The 16,699-nt window shown below is 68.4% G+C and carries 16 protein-coding genes, 1 tRNA gene and 1 pseudogene; 12 read left to right on the top strand and 6 right to left on the bottom strand.

What is annotated here, in order from left to right:
• The first annotated feature begins 63 nt into the window (after positions 1-63).
• The 7 genes from M878_RS73435 (at position 64) to M878_RS73410 (ending at position 5,335) form a co-directional block, all read left to right on the top strand.
• The gene (locus tag M878_RS73435) at positions 64-1,668 is read left to right on the top strand and encodes a ParB/RepB/Spo0J family partition protein (RefSeq protein ID WP_023549650.1); all 1,605 of its coding nucleotides are present in this window, start codon (positions 64-66) and stop codon (positions 1,666-1,668) included.
• A gap of 129 nt (positions 1,669-1,797) precedes the next feature.
• Positions 1,798-2,220: a hypothetical protein gene (locus tag M878_RS73430; RefSeq protein WP_023549649.1), complete on the top strand. Its 423-nt coding sequence runs from the start codon at positions 1,798-1,800 to the stop codon at positions 2,218-2,220.
• A gap of 82 nt (positions 2,221-2,302) precedes the next feature.
• Positions 2,303-2,674: a hypothetical protein gene (locus tag M878_RS73425; protein ID WP_023549648.1), complete on the top strand. Its 372-nt coding sequence runs from the start codon at positions 2,303-2,305 to the stop codon at positions 2,672-2,674.
• A 486-nt stretch (positions 2,675-3,160) separates the two neighbouring features.
• On the top strand, positions 3,161-3,541 hold the full coding sequence (locus M878_RS97660) for a hypothetical protein (protein WP_158692738.1): 381 nt from the start codon (positions 3,161-3,163) through the stop codon (positions 3,539-3,541).
• 50 nt (positions 3,542-3,591) lie between these two features.
• Positions 3,592-4,086, top strand: coding sequence for a hypothetical protein (locus M878_RS73420; protein ID WP_158692737.1), 495 nt, complete (start codon positions 3,592-3,594; stop codon positions 4,084-4,086).
• An 80-nt stretch (positions 4,087-4,166) separates the two neighbouring features.
• On the top strand, positions 4,167-4,982 hold the full coding sequence (locus tag M878_RS73415) for a GNAT family N-acetyltransferase (protein WP_158692736.1): 816 nt from the start codon (positions 4,167-4,169) through the stop codon (positions 4,980-4,982).
• 280 nt (positions 4,983-5,262) lie between these two features.
• Positions 5,263-5,335 (top strand) — tRNA-Arg (locus M878_RS73410).
• A gap of 47 nt (positions 5,336-5,382) precedes the next feature.
• On the opposite strand, the gene M878_RS73405 is transcribed toward M878_RS73410, so the two are convergent.
• Positions 5,383-7,044 (bottom strand): site-specific integrase, encoded by a 1,662-nt coding sequence (locus M878_RS73405; protein WP_023549644.1) that lies wholly within the window; start codon positions 7,042-7,044, stop codon positions 5,383-5,385.
• Complete coding sequence (locus M878_RS73400) at positions 7,041-7,727, bottom strand: helix-turn-helix domain-containing protein (protein ID WP_031225597.1); 687 nt, start codon at positions 7,725-7,727, stop codon at positions 7,041-7,043. The genes M878_RS73405 and M878_RS73400 overlap by 4 nt, the downstream gene beginning before the upstream one ends.
• Before the next feature lie 96 nt (positions 7,728-7,823).
• Between M878_RS73400 and M878_RS73395 the strand changes: the two genes are divergently transcribed.
• The 5 genes from M878_RS73395 (at position 7,824) to M878_RS73370 (ending at position 13,433) form a co-directional block, all read left to right on the top strand.
• Positions 7,824-8,063 carry a hypothetical protein gene (locus M878_RS73395; RefSeq protein ID WP_023549642.1) on the top strand — a complete coding sequence of 80 codons (240 nt, stop codon included), beginning with the start codon at positions 7,824-7,826 and terminating at the stop codon, positions 8,061-8,063.
• 263 nt (positions 8,064-8,326) lie between these two features.
• The gene (locus M878_RS73390; RefSeq protein WP_031225596.1) at positions 8,327-9,583 is read left to right on the top strand and encodes a DUF3631 domain-containing protein; all 1,257 of its coding nucleotides are present in this window, start codon (positions 8,327-8,329) and stop codon (positions 9,581-9,583) included.
• 431 nt (positions 9,584-10,014) lie between these two features.
• On the top strand, positions 10,015-10,812 hold the full coding sequence (locus M878_RS73385) for a DUF2637 domain-containing protein (RefSeq protein ID WP_023549640.1): 798 nt from the start codon (positions 10,015-10,017) through the stop codon (positions 10,810-10,812).
• A gap of 348 nt (positions 10,813-11,160) precedes the next feature.
• Positions 11,161-11,721 (top strand): MobC family plasmid mobilization relaxosome protein, encoded by a 561-nt coding sequence (locus M878_RS73375; protein WP_023549639.1) that lies wholly within the window; start codon positions 11,161-11,163, stop codon positions 11,719-11,721.
• Positions 11,718-13,433, top strand: a complete 1,716-nt coding sequence (locus M878_RS73370) for a relaxase/mobilization nuclease domain-containing protein (RefSeq protein WP_023549638.1) — start codon at positions 11,718-11,720, stop codon at positions 13,431-13,433. Before M878_RS73375 ends, M878_RS73370 begins: the two co-directional genes overlap by 4 nt.
• A gap of 99 nt (positions 13,434-13,532) precedes the next feature.
• Here M878_RS73370 and M878_RS73365 read toward each other — a convergent pair whose 3' ends face one another.
• The 4 genes and pseudogenes from M878_RS73365 to M878_RS73350 form a co-directional block, all read right to left on the bottom strand.
• Entirely contained in the window at positions 13,533-14,111 is a 579-nt protein-coding gene (locus tag M878_RS73365) for an HAD domain-containing protein (RefSeq protein ID WP_023549637.1), read from the bottom strand.
• 29 nt (positions 14,112-14,140) lie between these two features.
• Positions 14,141-14,832, bottom strand: a pseudogene (locus tag M878_RS73360) (class I SAM-dependent methyltransferase).
• A gap of 1 nt (position 14,833) precedes the next feature.
• Positions 14,834-15,745, bottom strand: a complete 912-nt coding sequence (locus M878_RS73355; protein ID WP_023549635.1) for a phosphotransferase family protein — start codon at positions 15,743-15,745, stop codon at positions 14,834-14,836.
• A gap of 82 nt (positions 15,746-15,827) precedes the next feature.
• Positions 15,828-16,577, bottom strand: coding sequence for a hypothetical protein (locus M878_RS73350; protein ID WP_023549634.1), 750 nt, complete (start codon positions 16,575-16,577; stop codon positions 15,828-15,830).
• Positions 16,578-16,699: the final 122 nt, after the last annotated feature.

Raw genomic sequence — 16,699 nt, 5'->3', positions numbered from 1 at the left:
CCGGGCGGGCACCGGCCAACCGGAACCCGTGCCCGCCCCGCGTACGAAAGAACCACACACCCCATGAGCACCACCGCCACCCGGCCGACCGCCGTGGAAGGCTTCACCGGCCGCTTCGCCTGGCTCGACCCCCACGACCTGGTCGTCGACCCGTACAACCACCGCAAGCAGCGCGACGCCAAGGACACCACCCGACCCGATCCGGCGCTCCAGGCCAGCGTCGACGAACTCGGCGTCCTCACCCCGCTCGTAGTGCGCCCCCAGACCGGCGACCGCGAAGGAATGCTCGGCATCATCTTCGGCCAGCGCCGCAACAACGCCGCCCTTGCCGCCGCGAAGAAGGCCAAGGCGAAGAAGAGAGCCTACCGATTGGTCCCGGCGATCATCCGAGACGACCTCGCCGGCGTCGACGACGAGGCTCTGGCCATGTCGTTCATCGAGAACAAGGACCGCGCGGCGGCAACTGTCCGCGACGACATTGAAGCCGCTCAGCAACTCGCCCTGATGGACGTCACCAAGACCCGCAAGGCCCGCCTCGCCCGCGCCATCGGCTTGAAACCCGCTGAACTCGCTGCCTCCATCAAGGCCGTCCAGCTCACCGACGAGGGCCTCAAGGATGGCGTCGAAGCCAACTTCAACTTGATCGAACTCGCCGAGTTCCAAGAGGTCGAAGACGTCGACGGCGCCCTGCGGACCTTGAAGTGGGCCAAGCGCCGCGACCTGAGCGAAGACAACACCAAGCGCGGTCACTGGAAGCACGCCCTCGCCGAACTGCGGGCCAAGAAGGAGCTTCAGCGCGCACAGCACCAACTCGTCGAGGACCTCACCGCAGCCAAGATCCCGGTCCTCGAGTGGCGCTGGACATGGACCGACACGACAACGCGCCCGCTCACCGACCTGCGCACGGCTGACGGCGGGCCGATGACCGCCGATGCGCACCGCGACTGCCCGGGGCACGCGGCGTGCATCGATCCCCAGGAAGCTGAAGCGATCTGGCTGTGCACCGCGTGGCGCCAGCACGGCCACACCCTCAGCCCCGACGCCGCACCGGACAACACCAGCCGGACAGCAGACCAGGAAGCCGCCGCCCAAGCCCGCCGCGAGGTCATCGCCAACAACAAGGCCTGGAGGCAGTCCCGCACCGTCCGCCACGAGTTCATCACTGATCTGTGCAACCAGCCCGAAGCCAGCTTGCGCGTCTGGCCGCTGATCCTGTCGACGATCACCGACACCAGCTACGCCTACTACAACTACGTCAGCCGCTTCCGCACCGATCTGGTCGCCCAGTTCCTCGGTGTACCGGACCCCAACGACAGCCGCAGCAAGTTCAGCCGTGTCAACGATCCCTTCGCCGACGTCATCGCCCACACCAGCCCGGCACGCGCCTGGCGCATCCTCCTCGCGCACGTCGCCGCCGCACACGAAGTCGAGCACATGGACGACGCCGCCTGGCGCAATCACATCAACCCGCAGACCATCGACTGGCTGACATTCCTCGAAGCAGAGGGCTACGTCCTCAGCTCCATCGAAGCGGCAACCGTCGCCACCGGCCGTGCGCAGCAAGCCGAAGGCGACCAGCAGCGTCAGGCGGAATCTGAAGCCGATCAGTCCGAGGACACCGAGCAGGAGACCGACCGGGCAGAAGCGCCCGCGCCGGCCGCCGCCTGACTCATACCTGGTGGCCCGCCATGGACGAGCCACCACCCCACCCACCAGCTTTCAGAACGACAACAGATCGAGGATCACCATGCTCAGCACCGTCAGCGCCACCCACCTCGTCCCCGACCGGAACAGGTGATGGGCAGCTACATCTACGGCGCCTCAATCTCCGGGAAACCCCACCTGGTCAACCGCTCCGCATGGCCGACCGTCCACAACCGGTTCGTCCTGGCACGCTGCGGCCGACCCACCATCCGAGAGGTCCCCGAGCCCACCGCAGACGAACTGTGCGGAAACTGCCGCCTCCTTCATGAGGCCGACCAGCGGACGGCCCAGCCCGACCCCGAGACCCACGCACTCGAGACGGTCCGGCAGCAGATCGCGGACGAGATCACCCACCGCCGCCATCGCCTCACCTCCCCCACCGCAGCATCCTCCGCCGTCACAACGGAACGAGCCGCGATCATCACCGGCCTCCTCATCGCCCTCACTATCGCGCTCGGCGCGCCCGGCGATCAGCACGCCGCCGACCTTTACCTCCAGCAGCGCCTCAGCACCTGACCGGCTCTGAGGACCTCGCAGCCGAAATCACGGCCGTCCACGACCTCGAAGACACCATCGCACTGAGCATGAAAGCAACGCCATGAGCACCCCGCACAACCCGCCCGGCCCCAACTCCCGCCATTCCAAGGGCTTCCTCGTCACCGTCGCACTCCCCATGACAGTTCTGGCATCCCGTCTGCAGCGGCACGACGTCTTCGTTCTCCCTGAACAGGGTGACCAACCGCTTGCTGTCGCAGACGTGACACAGCACCCACACCTCGAAGCACGCTTGGTGATCGAACTCAAGGGCACGTCGATACCGATCACGCTTCACGTCAACGAACCCGTCCAGCCCGTCTCCATGCCCCGCCGTGTCGACGTGAAGTGCCAGCTGTGCGGCAACACGACAACCACCGACATCGATCTCGTAGCTCACGGCGAACCGAAAACGTGGGTATGCAACCGGCACTGAACCGGTCGCACGCCCACTTGCGGCCTGCGTGGCAGATGGGGTGATCGTCGACCAGCCCCTCATGGAAGCAAGCCGCAGCCACCCACTCTGAGCCGGTGACGGGCTGTGATTGCTGGTCCCGTGATCACAGCCCCGAGGCGTCCGCTCAACGCAGGACGCTGTTCTTCAATAGCATCAAACCAAACGGGGCAAAGTTCACTAAATGGCCGGTACAGCAACGGTGGACACATTGAGCAACGACCGAAAATAGCCCTTCGCCATAGTGCCACAATCCCCTTGAACTGGGATGAATCGAACAGCCATGTACCACCGAGTCGCACCAGCCTCCCTACACCGGACTCTCCACCGACCGGCCAGGCAGCCACCCCATAAAGGGCGGTTCGGCGGTCCCACCAATGGCGAACAGCAGTCATGGTGGCAACTTCCCCCCAGGCCGCTCAGATAGTAGAATAAATCGACGAGGCTGAATCCCCCAGAAAGAAGTCCATGACCAGCCCCTGCCCCGACTGCTCCACCGCCTCCGGCACCCTCCACGCCGACGGCTGCGACATCGCCCGCTGCGCCTTCACCGGTCGGCAACGCAGCAACTGCCATCCCACCAACCAGTGCAACACCGTCTGGACCGGCCGCCTGCCAGGAGAGGAGGAGTGCATCGAATACGGCTTCTACGCCCGCAGCGGCCCAAACGGCTACGAACCATGCAACGCAGACGACCCCGGCGCACTCCCCGACTACAACCGGCTCTACCGCGACTGCCAATGGGACATATCTGCCCAGCGCATGATCCTCCCCGCTCCACGCCCGTCCACCCCAAGTCCAGAGCAATCAGGATCGCACCCCGCCCTGAACACAGAACTCAGTCAATGACAGCGGCTAACCTCACCGCCATAGGACGCCACCGGAACATGGAGAACCTCGTGAACACCCCCGACGCTCGCGCCGCCGGCCTCTTCCTCAGCGCCTTCAATGTCGCCTTCGAAGACGACGAACGGATGACGATCTCCGTCCACACCAACGGCGGCACGGTCTCCGTCGAAGGCCACCTCTCCAGCAGCAACATCATGACCTTCCACGTCGAAGACGTCGCCTTCCTCCTCGACCGCCTTACTCACCTCCTATCCAAGGACAAGCCGCTCGGCTCCATCACCGTCACCGTGCCTAACCACAAGGGACGCGGCGCCCTCATCAGCGCATGGGCGTGGAGCCTCACTGGCGGCACCGACGGCAGCACCGAAGCCCTCGACCCAGAGGTCGCCGTCATGCTGCTCCCAGAAAGCGCAGAGTTCCCTCAGCCCGACGCAGTGATCGGAAACGGCACCTTCACCAGCCCTCCTTCGGCAGCGATGGACGCCGCAACGCTGAACGAATTGCGACGTCGCGGCCTCACCATCACGGAAGCCAACTTCGGCTGACTCCGATTCGTCCGGCCTTCACCTGCTTAATGATCTCTTAGGCTTTGTTACTCCCCGAGCGGGCGCAGGCCCAGGCCCCGGTGCCCGCCGACGACGAGTTCGACCAGCCAGGATGGGACGACCACATGAGCCAGCCAGAAGCCCTCCGCGCAACCGATCCTGCGGAACTCACCGTCACCATTGCGACCCAGGGAGACGGACAGGCCGTGGCAGACCTTGGTGCCCTCGCGCTCAGCAAAGGCACCACCCCGCACGTTCCCTTCGCGTCCCTCGCCGAAGCCATCGACAACCACGGAGGTCGCCTACGGCTGCCCTACGGTCACGGTCACTGCCTGACAGCACGCATCGGTACGAACGTCGTTGGCATGCTCTACGCAGTACCTCCGATCCGTTGGCTCGAAGCCCAGCCCGCCACCCAGCGCACCCACCTCACCCAAGCCCTCATCGAGATCGAACTCCTCGCCGTCTCCGAGCCGCACCGCAACCATGGCGCAGGAACAGCTCTCCTCCGGGCGGCAGAACAGTTCGCTCGCCGCGCCGGCACGCAACTCGCCCTCGCCAAGATCGAAGCCGGAGCCTTCCCCACCATGCGGTGGTATCGCCGACGCGGCTACACCATCGCCGCCCAAGGCGAACCCGTCCTCTTCCGAACCCGCTTTGGCTTCAACTCCTGCGACGACGGCTCCGACGGCTACCAGCTCGCGGTTAAGACGCTCCAGCCCAGCGCCACCGTACGTCGCCGCGCCAAAGGGGCCGACTCATGCCTCGTGGTCGAGCAGGCCACCCAGCCCGCCGCCAGCGAGGTGTCCATGACGCCGCCGGGCCTGCCCGCCCCGAGTGCGGACATCCACGCCGCTACAGAGACGACCAGCTCCTCGCAAGGGCGCGAACCCTAAGCGGTAGTCCGCCGTTCCCTTAGTGGCCCGTCACCTGCGGCTTTGACTGGCCCTCGCCACCTGCGCAGACGTACCTGCCCGATGGGTACACGGTGGGGACAGGGTGGGGACAGAAGGGCGGGGACAGGCGAGGGCAGACAGGGAAAGAAGGGGTACGTTCTCCCGCTCCGTGACCGGCTCACCCGGCCCGGCAGATCCGCTCTGACCTGGGAAAACAGGAACCTTGCCAGGCGGGAGCCCGTATCCGCTAGGCTATACGTCGGATCACACAGATCTCCCCGCCTTCGTAGCTCAGGGGATAGAGCACCGCTCTCCTAAAGCGGGTGTCGCAGGTTCGAATCCTGCCGGGGGCACAACGCGTTAACGCTCTGACCTGGGGTTTCTTCCCCAGAGAGGGGTCCTAATCGGCCTCGGACATCTCGTCCGGGGCCGTTTGCGTGAGCGGTGCGTGAGCGGACGGGGTGCCAGGCCCCGAGATTTCTCCGGACGGATCAACACCGTTTGGCACGTTCGCCTCCGGCTCTCCGGCCTTGTGCTTGGCTTCCGGAGAGTCGTCCTTGGAGGCGGCGCGGGCGCGCGGTACGAGCCTGGCTGCGGCTTCGGCGATCGCCAGGTCCGCCTCGGGGAGCAGGCTCGTGTACGTGTCGGCCGTGATGGTGATCGAGGAGTGGCCGAGCATCTCCTGGATGTCCTTCAGGTCGGCCCCGGCCGCGTGGGCCAGCGTCGCGGCACCGTGACGGAGGTCGTGGAGCCGGACGGGCGGGAGACCGATCTCCTCGCACAGCTCGACGAACCGCCGGGTGACGTTGGCGGGGTGGAGCGTCTCGCCGTTCTCCTTGGTGAAGACGCGGCCGGTCTCCACCCAAGCGCTGCCCCACTCCTTGCGGTCCTTGTCCTGCTGGGCGCGGTGCCGCTTGAGGGCCTGGACCGTGTCGGAGTCGAGCGCGATGGTGCGTGCGCCGGCGTCGGTCTTGGGATCGTCCTCGTACACCTCCCAGCCATCCACGACGAGTTGCTTGGCAACGGTGATGAGCCCGGCGTCCAGGTGGGTGTCGGTCCACTTCTGGCCGCATGCCTCACCGCGTCGCAGTCCACGGAAGGCGATCAGGTGCCACAGCGCATACAGGCGGTCCTCCGCGACGTGGTCGAGGAAGAGGCCGGTGTGCTCCGGCGTCCAGACCATGACCGGCGACGGCTTCTCGCCGGTGCGCTTCCAGTAGAGGATGCGTTCGTCCGTCCACACCAGCGCCTTGGGCCGCTTGCCCGCCTCCAACTCGACGTGGGCCGCCGGGTTGAAGGTGATGAGCTGCTGGGCGATCGCAGCGTTCAGGGCGGCACGCAGGGTGGAGCGTACGCGCTGGCGGGTGGCCGGGCCCACGATGCGGCGGTAGGGCTCCATCTCCTCGATCGCCGCCTTCATCGCTTTACGGCGGGCACGGTGCTCGCGCCCCTTCCAGGGGATCTGGGCGAGATCCTCGAACGCCTTGCGGCGGGCTGCGTTGCCCTCGGCGATCTCGACGTTGGCCTCGGCGATGGCCTCGAACATCTCCGTGAGGTGGATGACCCGGAGGCGGTCGAGGCGCAAGTGCCCGATCCGCGGTTTGAGGTGCACCCGGATGTTGCTCTCGTCACGGCTGATGGCGCTCTGCCGCCCCTTCTTGCCCGCCAGCCACATGTCCAGCCATTCACCGACGGTGAGACGACTGGTCAGGTCCAAGCCGTGGCTGAGGCGCCTGCGGGTCGCCTCGATGTCCGGCAACGGCGCCTTCTCCTCGGCCACCTTCTCCAGCAGCTCCGCGATCTGCGCCAGACCCTCCGCGTCGTCGGCGTCGGCGAGGCCGATCAGGGCCCGGACGTGGTCGAGGTCGGCCTGGGCGGCCTTGAGGCTGTCGTAGCCGGCTCGGCTGAAGGAGCGGCGGGTGCCGTCCTCGCGGAGTGGTAGCTCCTGACGTATGGAGTACGAGCCGTGCTTGCGGCTCGTGAGCTTGGGGCACTTCTTGCCGAGCGGCTTACCCGTGTGGGGGTCGCGGCAGTAGCAGCGGCGGTGGGTGGAGCCCTTCAAAGGCGTTCCTCCTGAGTGGTGTCGGTATCGGGTTCGGGCGGGTCGACGTCGCCCAGCGCAGGTGGCAGATGAGGTGGGGTGGCCCCGTCCTCGCGGAGGTCGCGGCGGAGGTAGCGGAGCCTGTACTTGGCGGAGATGGCCTGGTCGGCGTACTTGGCCCGCTGGCGCTCGGCTTCTTCCATTTCGGCGCGGCTGGCGGCCGTCTTGGCCGCGAACCGGGCCTGTTCTTCCTCTTCGAGTGCGGCGAGCGCGGTTCGGACGAGGCTGGCGTGAAGCTCGAAGTCGGGGACCAGGCCGGCGTCGTAGCCGGGTACTTCCTCCTCGCCGGTGAAGCGGCGTAGGGCGTCCCAGGTGGGCACGAGGTGCTGGAAGGGGAGTTCCTGGGTCTGCTCGACGTAGCCGACCGGGAAGATCAGGCAGACCGGGTAAGTCTCCAGGGCGGCGGCCAGGACCATCACGTCCACGAGGGGAAGGTTGGCCCGGCGGCCGGACTCCATGTTGGCGATCACGTTGCGCGGGATGGCATGCCCGAGCTCCTCGCACCGGTCCGCCAGATCCTGCGCACTCCATCCCATCTCCTTCCTTCTGCGCCGAACTTCGCCGGCGACGTTGGCCTTGATCCGGTCCGCCCACTCAGGGACGTCGTCCTCGTCACTTCCATCATCGAAACACCGTTGTGTCATAAAGACACATTAGCTTGGCCATCCTGGTTCGTAGACGCCTGGAGCCGGACGTGATGACTGCGTTCGCCGAGGGCTGCATGAAAAGGGGCGCACTGCATGCGCGACGACGCGATGACCGGAGACTCGAAGGGATCGAAGGGGATGAGCCGGGAGGAGGTACTCGCCCTTCCCGTGGCGGTTGACCTGGACACAAGCAATCGAGCGCTTGGGCTCGGCCGGAGCAAGGGCTATGAGCTGGCGAAGCAAGGCGCCTACCCGTGCAAGGTGCTGCGCCTGGGCAACGCCTACCGGGTGGTGACCGCCGACTTGTGGGAGCTGCTGGGTCTGGCGGCGTGAAGGGGCGGCAGCGTAGCAGACGGTTCTGCGCTGAGCTGACACAGAAATGCTGGACTGTGCCACGGGGCGGACGTACTGTCCGTGTTCCCTCGGGGAGCAGAACGAGCGTCCCGACACGGGACAGAGCACGTGTTCGGTCTCTGAACGCAGCGAGCCTCCGGCGCGGCAACGCCGGAGGCTCGGGAATCCCCGTCGCCCGTCTCCAACGAACGATCCGCGCCGCTGGGCCTGCATGCCCGGCGGCGCAGAAGAGGAGCCACCTGGTGCAACCTGAGAACCCCGCGCCCTATTCCACCCCCGTACCTGCTGCTTGGCCGCCGGTCGTGCTGCCGGGCAAGCCCGACCAGGGCGAACCCGAGCCGACTGCGCAGGGCGAGGCGGTCGAGACTCCGGCACCGGATCCGGAGCCGACCGTCGGCTCGACGCTGCTGGACGAACTACGTGCGCAGATAGCGAAGTTCGTGATCCTGCCCTCGCCGGAGGCTCTGGACGCGGTGACGCTGTGGGTGGCGGCGACGCATCTGCAGCCGGCCTGGCAGCACGCGCCGCGGCTGGCGGTGGTGGGTCCGGCGAAGCGATGCGGCAAGTCGCGGCTGCTGGACGTGCTGACCGAGACGGTCCACGAGCCGATGCTCACCATCAACACCACACCGGCTGCGGTGTTCCGGTCGATCACCGAGGAGCCGCCCACGCTCCTGGTGGACGAGGCGGACACCATCTTCGGCACGCCGAAGATGGCGGAGAAGAACGAGGAGATGCGCGGCCTGCTCAACGCCGGCCACCAACGCAACCGCTACGTCACGCGGGTGGTCGGCAACGACCACACCCCACACCGGTTCGCCACCTTCGCCATGGCGGCGCTGGCGGGGATCGGTGACCTGCCCGACACGATCATGGATCGAGCTGTGGTGATCCGTATGCGCCGCCGGGCGGAGGGCGAGCGCGTCAAGCCATTCCGCTCCCGACGCGACATCCCCGCTCTGCACGGCCTGCGCGACCGGATCGCTGCATGGGCAAGGCCGCTGCTGGATGAGGCAGCAGACCTGGAGCCGGACATGCCGGTGGAGGACCGGGCCGCCGACACCTGGGAGCCGTTGGTCATCATCGCGGACCTGGCCGCCGGATCCTGGCCCCGTCGCGCCCGAGAGGCGTGCGCACGGATGGTCGCCGCAGAGGTCGAGGCAGAGGAGGACCGGCCCGGCGGAGCCCGGATCCTCGCCGACATCCGCAGGGTGTTCGTAGCCCAGCGCGAGCCCGACAGCCTTACCACGGACGAACTACTCCACCAGCTCCGGCAGGATGCCGAGAGCCCCTGGGCGGAGTGGGGACGCAACGGGCTGAACGCCAAGGACCTGGCAGCGATGCTCCGAGAGTTCGATATCAGGCCCGGCAACGTTCGCCTCCCCGACGGAACCCAGCGCAAGGGCTACATGCGCAACAAGTTCCTCGACCCCTGGCGGCGCTACTGCCCCACTGTCCACCCAGTGGACACCGAGCCTGCCGCCCCCAGCGCAACCTGACCCCCGCATCCCCGGTGGGCGTCCCTGCCGTCCCTGCCGTGATCCCGCAGGTCAAACGGCATGCAGCCAAGACGGCAACCGGCGACAAGACGGCAACACGATCATGGTGAACCGCTGCCGACAGAAGGACGCCGCCCGAAGCCGTCTTGTGCCGTCCCACGCGTCCTCGCCGTACCACCGCAGGTCGCAGCGCCGCCGGTCAGGACGGCACAACGTAGCAGTGCCGTCCTGACCGGCAGGGGACACGACGAGACGCCGCCGGTACGGCACATCCACGCCCCTGCCGTACCGGCCCTGACCTGCGCTTGCAACGGCCAAGACGGCAAGACGGATCACACCGCCAAACCTCAGGAGCACCCCGCTTGACCCTCCCTACCCCCACCCCCACGCCCACCCGTCGGGGGCACCGCCCCGACGGAGGACGGCTGTCGATGACCAAGCAGGACATCGAGCGGTACACGCTCGATGCAGCCGGAGTCGTCATCGTCGCCCTCACCATCAGCGGATTCTGGCTGTCGTACGCACACCTCGCCGAGGTCGCCGGACAGCACGGGCTGCGCAGCTCTCCCACCCGCCGCTGGGCCTGGCCGGCGACCCTGGACGCCTTCATCGTCGCGGGCGAACTGCTCATGCTCCGCGCGGGCCTGCGCAGAGTGACGGACAGGTGGGCGATCGCCCTGACGGCCACCGGATCGGTCGGCTCCATCGCGCTCAACGTGGCCGGAGTCAACGGCACCGGCAGCACCGGCACCGTTCCGCTGCTCGACTACGTGGTCGCCGCGGTCCCCCCGACCGCAGCCCTGCTGGCCTTCGGTGTCCTGATGCGGCAGATCCACCAACTCGTCGACCAGCCTGCGGGCCATCCGGAACCCGCGCCGGTCCAGGCGCCGGAACCACCGGTCACCGCACCCGCCACGCTCGCCGAGGCACAGGCCGATCCCGCCCAGCCCTTGCCGCCGACCACCGTGTCGTGCCAGCCGACGAATCCCCTGTCCGAGATTGCGAAGAGCAGGCCGCGCGGTGGCCGTCCGCCCAGCGCCACGCTTGAGGAACTCGTGGAGATCGGCCGGATCGCCCTCGCCGAGCACGGCACGCTCACCCGGTCACTGCTCCGAAGGGCCGTCAAGGCCAAGGGCCTGACGATCAGCAGCGAGCGGCAGACCGACGTGATGACCACCCTCCGGCCCGAAATCGAAGCCGCCGCCGAGACCGGTCCGGACAGCGCCTGACCGGAATCCCCACGGGGTGACCGGAACCCCCTCCGGTCACCCCGGCCAGTCGGCCACCCGTCTCACTCGCCGCCCGCTTATCCACATCTATGGACGACGCGGTGACCGCCCCCACTCCGCCGCCCCCTCCTGCGGAACTGCCCGCCCTCCCCACCCTCTCCTGGAGCACCGTCCGTGACGCACGACCCGCACCACCCTCAAGACACCCCAGACGTGCCGATACCGCTGACGAAGTCCCCTACGCTGATGGATCGTTGGCGCCGTGCCTTCGGACGGGCTGCCCCTGGCGGAGCCAGTAGTACCCCGAGTCCGACTCAAGGCCGGCCTTCGGGGGTCTCCGCCCCGGGGGTGGCGGAGACGGCCCAGCGCCAGGGGGCGCAGGACCAGGAGGGCGGGGCCGAAGGCAGCCCCGACCCGGACACGCTCCATGCCGCCCAGCGCGAAGTCCTTCGCCCCGTCCAAGCCGCCGAGACCACAGGCGGCGAGCCCGCCGTGCAGAAAGTGCAGCCCACGATCCGCCGCTTCACCGGCACCAAGCGCGTCGTCCGAGTCGGCCCCCTGCGCTTCACCGACGACGAGCACACCCAGCTTCAGGAGGCAGCGACCCAGCACGGCTACAAGGGCGAGTCTGGTTTCGCCGCCGACATCGTCCTTGCCTTCGTCACCGGACGGTTCACCGCCAATCTGCCCCTGTCCGAGGACCGCCGCCGCACCCACGTCTTCCGCGCTCAGGTCCTGCGCCAGCTCAACCGGATCGGCGTCAACGTCAACCAGATCGCCCGAGCCCTCAACAGCGACCAGACCCCGCCCGACATTCGCCAGCGCCTGACCGAGCTCCACGACCTGCTGGAGCTGATCGCCGAGGCCCTGCGCCAGCCCGCCGATCCGGAGACGGAGGCAGCCGCGTGATCGCCGCCATCAAACCGGCCGGGTCCAACACCCGCGGCCTGCTCGCCTACCTCTACGGCCCCGGCCGCCACGACGAACATCTCGACCCGCACATCGTCGCCGGATTCGCCATGCTCGGCATGCCCGACCCCGGCCGCGACGAGAACGCCACCCTCACCGAACTCGCCCGCCACCTCGACGCGCCCGTACGCCTGCGCAACAACGAGTTCGGCCAGAAGGTCACCGACCACGTCTGGCACTGCCCCGTCCGCGCCGCGCCCGAGGACCGCTACCTCTCCGACGTCGAGTGGGCCGAGATCGCCCAGCGCATCGTCGAGGCGGCCGGCATCGCCCCAGCCGGTGACGACCTGGCCTGCCGCTGGATCGCCGTACGCCACGCCGACGACCACATCCACATCCTCGCTACCACCGTCCGTGAAGACGGCCGCCGCCCCAAACTCCACGACAGCGGCCTGCGCGTCGGCGACGCCTGCCGCGAGATCGAGAAGGACTACGGGCTGCGCCGGCTGAAGAAGGGCGACCGCACCGGTGCACGCCGGCCCAACCAGGCCGAGATGCACAAGGCCGAACGCCTCGGCTGGGAACAGACCAGCCCCGAATGGCTCCAGGACCGCATCCGCGCCGCCATCCCCCACGTGACAGGCGCCGAGGAATTCATCGCCTACCTCGAAGCCGACGGCATCGAGGTAAAGACCCGGCGCGGTCCGTCAGGAGACCTCCTCGGTTACGCCGTCGGCCGCCCCGGCGACCTCAACGAGAACGGCGAGCAGATCTTCCACCCCGGAGGCAAGATCGCTCCCGACCTCTCCCTGCCCAAGATCAAGGCCCGCCTCGAATCCAGCCAGCCCGAAGAGCACCCCACCGCCCGCCGTAACCACCCCAGCACCCCCTGGCACCAGGCCACCGACGCACTCGACACCCTCCACGCCGACCTCGCAGAGGACACACACGCCCAGGCCCACATCGCAGCCCTCGGCGAGCTGCTCGAAGCCACCGCCCAGAAGGCTCCCGACAACCTGCGTGCGGAACTCCGAGCCGCCTCCAAGGCGTTCGCCCGAGCGCAGCGCTCCCAGATCCGGGCCGAAGACCGGGCCGCCCACGCACTGCGCAGCGCGGCACTCGACATCGTCCGCACCGCCACCGGCCCCGACGGCAGCGCGCTCGCCGCCCTCCTCGCAGCCCTCGTCTGGGCGACCATCGTCGCTGGGCGTTGGCACGAAGCGAAGGACCACGCCCACCAGGCCGACGCCGCTCGCCAGGCCGTCCAGCACCTCCGGACAGCCGTAGACCGTGCCCTCGTCCCGACGCTCGCCGAACTCGCAGCTCGGCCGCCCAGGGAGCAAGCCCGTCGCGTTCTCGCGAACGACGTACGTACAGCCGTCCCCGACCACGCCGAACGGATCCTCGCCGACCCGGCCTGGCCCGCGCTCGCCACCGTCCTCGCCGACGCAGAAGCTCGCGGCCACCAGCCCCACCAGCTCCTCAAGGAGGCCGCCGCTCAGCGCGAGCTGACCACCGCCCGCCAGCCCGCCCGCGTCCTGATCACCCGCATTCAGCACACAGGCCGAAACCCGGCGCCCAACCGCCGTGCCGAGGCAGCCCGTCGGCGCTCGACCATCGCAGGCTCGGCCAGCACCGCTCAGAGCCTTGGCCACCAGACCACAGCTGCGGTGTCGATGCCCACCGAACAGCATCACCGGCAGCGTCGGTAGGGGCCAACACTGCCTGCGCCCGAATGACGTAGCCGTCACTCCGATGCCCTCGCTCCTTCCTGGTGCTGAGGGCATCAGCGATTCCTGCGGTTTTCCTCGCTATGCGACCTTCGCGTCACACGAGAAGCCTGAGGCATCAGCCCGCGCGACGGACAACGGGGCGGCACAAGCTAGAACCTCGACCAAGTGCTCGGCCAAGAGACCGACATGCGGATCCGGCTGGACCAGGGCGGTGATATAGCCACGGGCGGTGCGCTCCCTGGCCCACTCGTGGTCGAGGTTGGTGAAGTCGTCGTCGATCCAGATGGCGGGCGCGTCGCTGAGCCAGGCGTCGACGTGGTCGCGTTTCCACAGGTAGCCGTTGGGGTGGCTGGTCGTGATCTCCGGACGCGGCAGCTCGACGTGTGGCAAGGGCGGGAGGCCGAGGAGCGGGCCAATGAGCGTGGTGGCGTCCTGACGCCAGCTGGTGCACCAGACGGGGCTGACCAGGCCGGTTCGGATCACGTGCATGAGCAAGGGGCCATGGGCTGGATTGAGCCAGATGGTGACCGGGTTGTCGGCGGTCCGGCCGGTGGGAACGACGTCGTGGCGCGTGTGGGTCGCGGGGCCGGCCCCTTCGGCGTCCGGGAAGGGGATGAAGACGCCGTCGACGTCGAGAAGCAGGTAGGGCGGGCGCATCGGGTTCTCCCAGGGGGCCGGGGCTGGGGTCAGAGCTTGTGCGCGGTGATCAGCAGCGTGGTGGGCCAGAGGCCGTGACGGGCGTCGTGGAATTCCTGGGCCGAGGCGAGCCAGAGCCCCGCTCGCCCGAGGTGCTTTTCCCAGCGTTCAGCGTCGAACTCCCAGCGTGCGACGGGCAAACGTGTGCGGTCGTGGAGGGTGACGTAGTCCCGGCTGGGTCGGTCGTCGGTGGAAGGGCGCCTGCCGCCCCGCTGGGGATGGGGGACGGAGAAGGCGAGGGTGCATCCGGGTTTGAGATGCTGGGCGATGGCCGGGAGCAGAAGCTCGGGGGCAACGAGGCCGATCGCCCCGAAGACGGAGTAGATCGCGTCGAATCGCTCGGCGGAGGCTTGCAGGTAGTGCAGGGCGTGTCCGGCGACGAAGGTCAGGTTGTTCAGCCGGCCGTAGTGCGAGCGGGCTCGGCGGACCTGAAGGCCGACGAGGTCGACGCCGGTGACGTGGGCGCCGTAACGGGTGGCAAGGTGGGCGGCGTTGTGGCCGGGGCCGCAGCCGAGTTCCAGCAGTCGCTTGCGGCGCAGATCCATGCCGAGGATTTCGGCGCCAGGCCCGCTTCCGGGCCGCGTAGTCCATTCCTCCGCGCGGGTACGGACAGCGGCTCGGCGGGGCTGGCCGTGGCGCGCTGGAGGGCGTGGACGTACCACGGGGACGCCTGGGCGAGCATGTCAGACCTCCAGGAGGTGGAGGACGTCAGTGAGGTGTCGGCGTACGGCCTTGATGTAGGCGAGGTCGGTGGCCGGGTCGTTGATCCAGCGGATCGACTGCTCCATGAACCACTCGACAGCCCAGACGCGGTGCCAGCCCAACGCCCACTTCTCCGCCGGAAGCCCGCCACGCTCGGCGAGGGCGTCGGTGGTGCCGCCCTCGGTGACGTACGTCTCCAGGAAGACGCGCAGACGTACGGGGTCGGGGTTGTCGAGGGTGCCGTGCCAGCTGGCGAGGTCGAGCAGGCCGGGGCCGGTGAAGGCGCGGGCGAAGTCCAGCAGACGCCAGCCGCGTCGGCCGATGTGGAGGCTGGTGGGGTGGAACTCGGAGTGCACCCAGCCGAACGGGCCGATCGTGGTGTCGGCCGAGCGCGTCTTGGCGGCTTGGGCGATGCGGTCGAGAGCGTCCTCGATGTCGTTGGTGTCCTCCCACCGGTCCGCCTTCCGCAGGTGGCCGAGGTGTTCCAAGGCCCGCGCCGGGAGGCCGCGCAGACCTTCCTGATCGAGGACAGGCAGGGCCGCGGCCGTGCGGGTGCGGTGCAGAACCACGGCTGCGGCGGCGCCGTCGAGGTCGTCGGCTTCTCGGATGGGAGCGCCGAGGTCTTCCAGCAGCATCCCGAGCCAGCCGTCCAGGACTGCCGAGGCGTGAACGGAAGGAACGGGGACCCCGAGCGTTTTTGCCAACCGGAGTGCATGGTCCTCCCTGTCGAAGGGCCTCCCGGCGTACTTGAAGATGGCGGTGCTGCCGTCGGTGAAGGTCAGGCGCTCGACACCGGACATGGACCAGACGCGCACCTCCTCGCGCGATGCGCACGTTTGGTTGGCGAGGGTCAGCAGGTTGTCCAGGAGTTCGGCGTTGAGGGTCGCGTCCATGAAGGGCTCTCCAGTGCGGTGGGGGCGTCCGGGGCGAGCGAGAGGTGCCTGCCCGCCCCGGAGCCTGGTGTGTGTCGTACTGCTACGCGGCAGGGCTGAAGCGGTGGGCGTAGACCTGCTCGATCCAGCCGGCCTTGAAGGCTGCGAGGTCGTCGCGGAAGGCGGTCATCGAGGCACCGTAGGGGGCGACGACGCCGCCGGCCTGGTCCGGCACGGACTGGCAGCCGTGCACGAGCCGACCACCGAGGGCGGCGTGGGCCTTGATGGACTCGATGCGCCGGTGCTCGTTGAACCAGCCGCCGTGGTAGACCTCGTCCAGCATCCCGCCCATCTCGTCGTCCAGGTCGAAGACGACCGAGGTGGCGGCGGGGAAGAACCAGCACGGGCCGACGTTGGAGATGTGCCCGTCCAACTCGACCTTGTTGAGCGCCATCAGCGTGGCCGCCTCGCGCAGCATCCGCAGGTGCTCGGCGGTGATCTGCGGCAGGCCGAGGCCAGCGAGGTGCTCGTCGCGGAACAGGTAGGCGTACACCTTGTAGGCGGTGGACAGTACGCGGGCGGCGTCCGAGGTGGACTCGCCGTGGGCCTTGATGAAGTCCAGTGCGAGCTGCTCGACCGCGCTCTCGGCGGTTTCCTCCACGTCCAGGAGCTGGGACTTGACCAGCTCCCAGTCGGCGACGAACCAGGTGTTGGACTCGAAGCGGAAGAAGTACTGGGCCGGGTCGATCGTGATGCGTCGGCCGTCGACCTGGATGCCCGGCAGTCGGCTCCAGCGTTCGTCGAACGCCTGGGGCAGCTCGACCGTGATGGCCGTGGTGTCGATGGTGGTCACCGTGTCTCCGTCTCTGATCGGCCGAGTTCGGGCACAGGCATGCCTGAACCCGGAGCGGTGGTACGGAACTTCGGGGAGCCGCCCGGCCAAAGGGGGGAGCCTGGTCACGGTGTCGGACCGGG

The organism is Streptomyces roseochromogenus subsp. oscitans DS 12.976 (assembly GCF_000497445.1).
GTDB classification, from domain to species: domain Bacteria; phylum Actinomycetota; class Actinomycetes; order Streptomycetales; family Streptomycetaceae; genus Streptomyces; species Streptomyces oscitans.
This window is presented reverse-complemented; position numbering and strand designations above follow the sequence as displayed.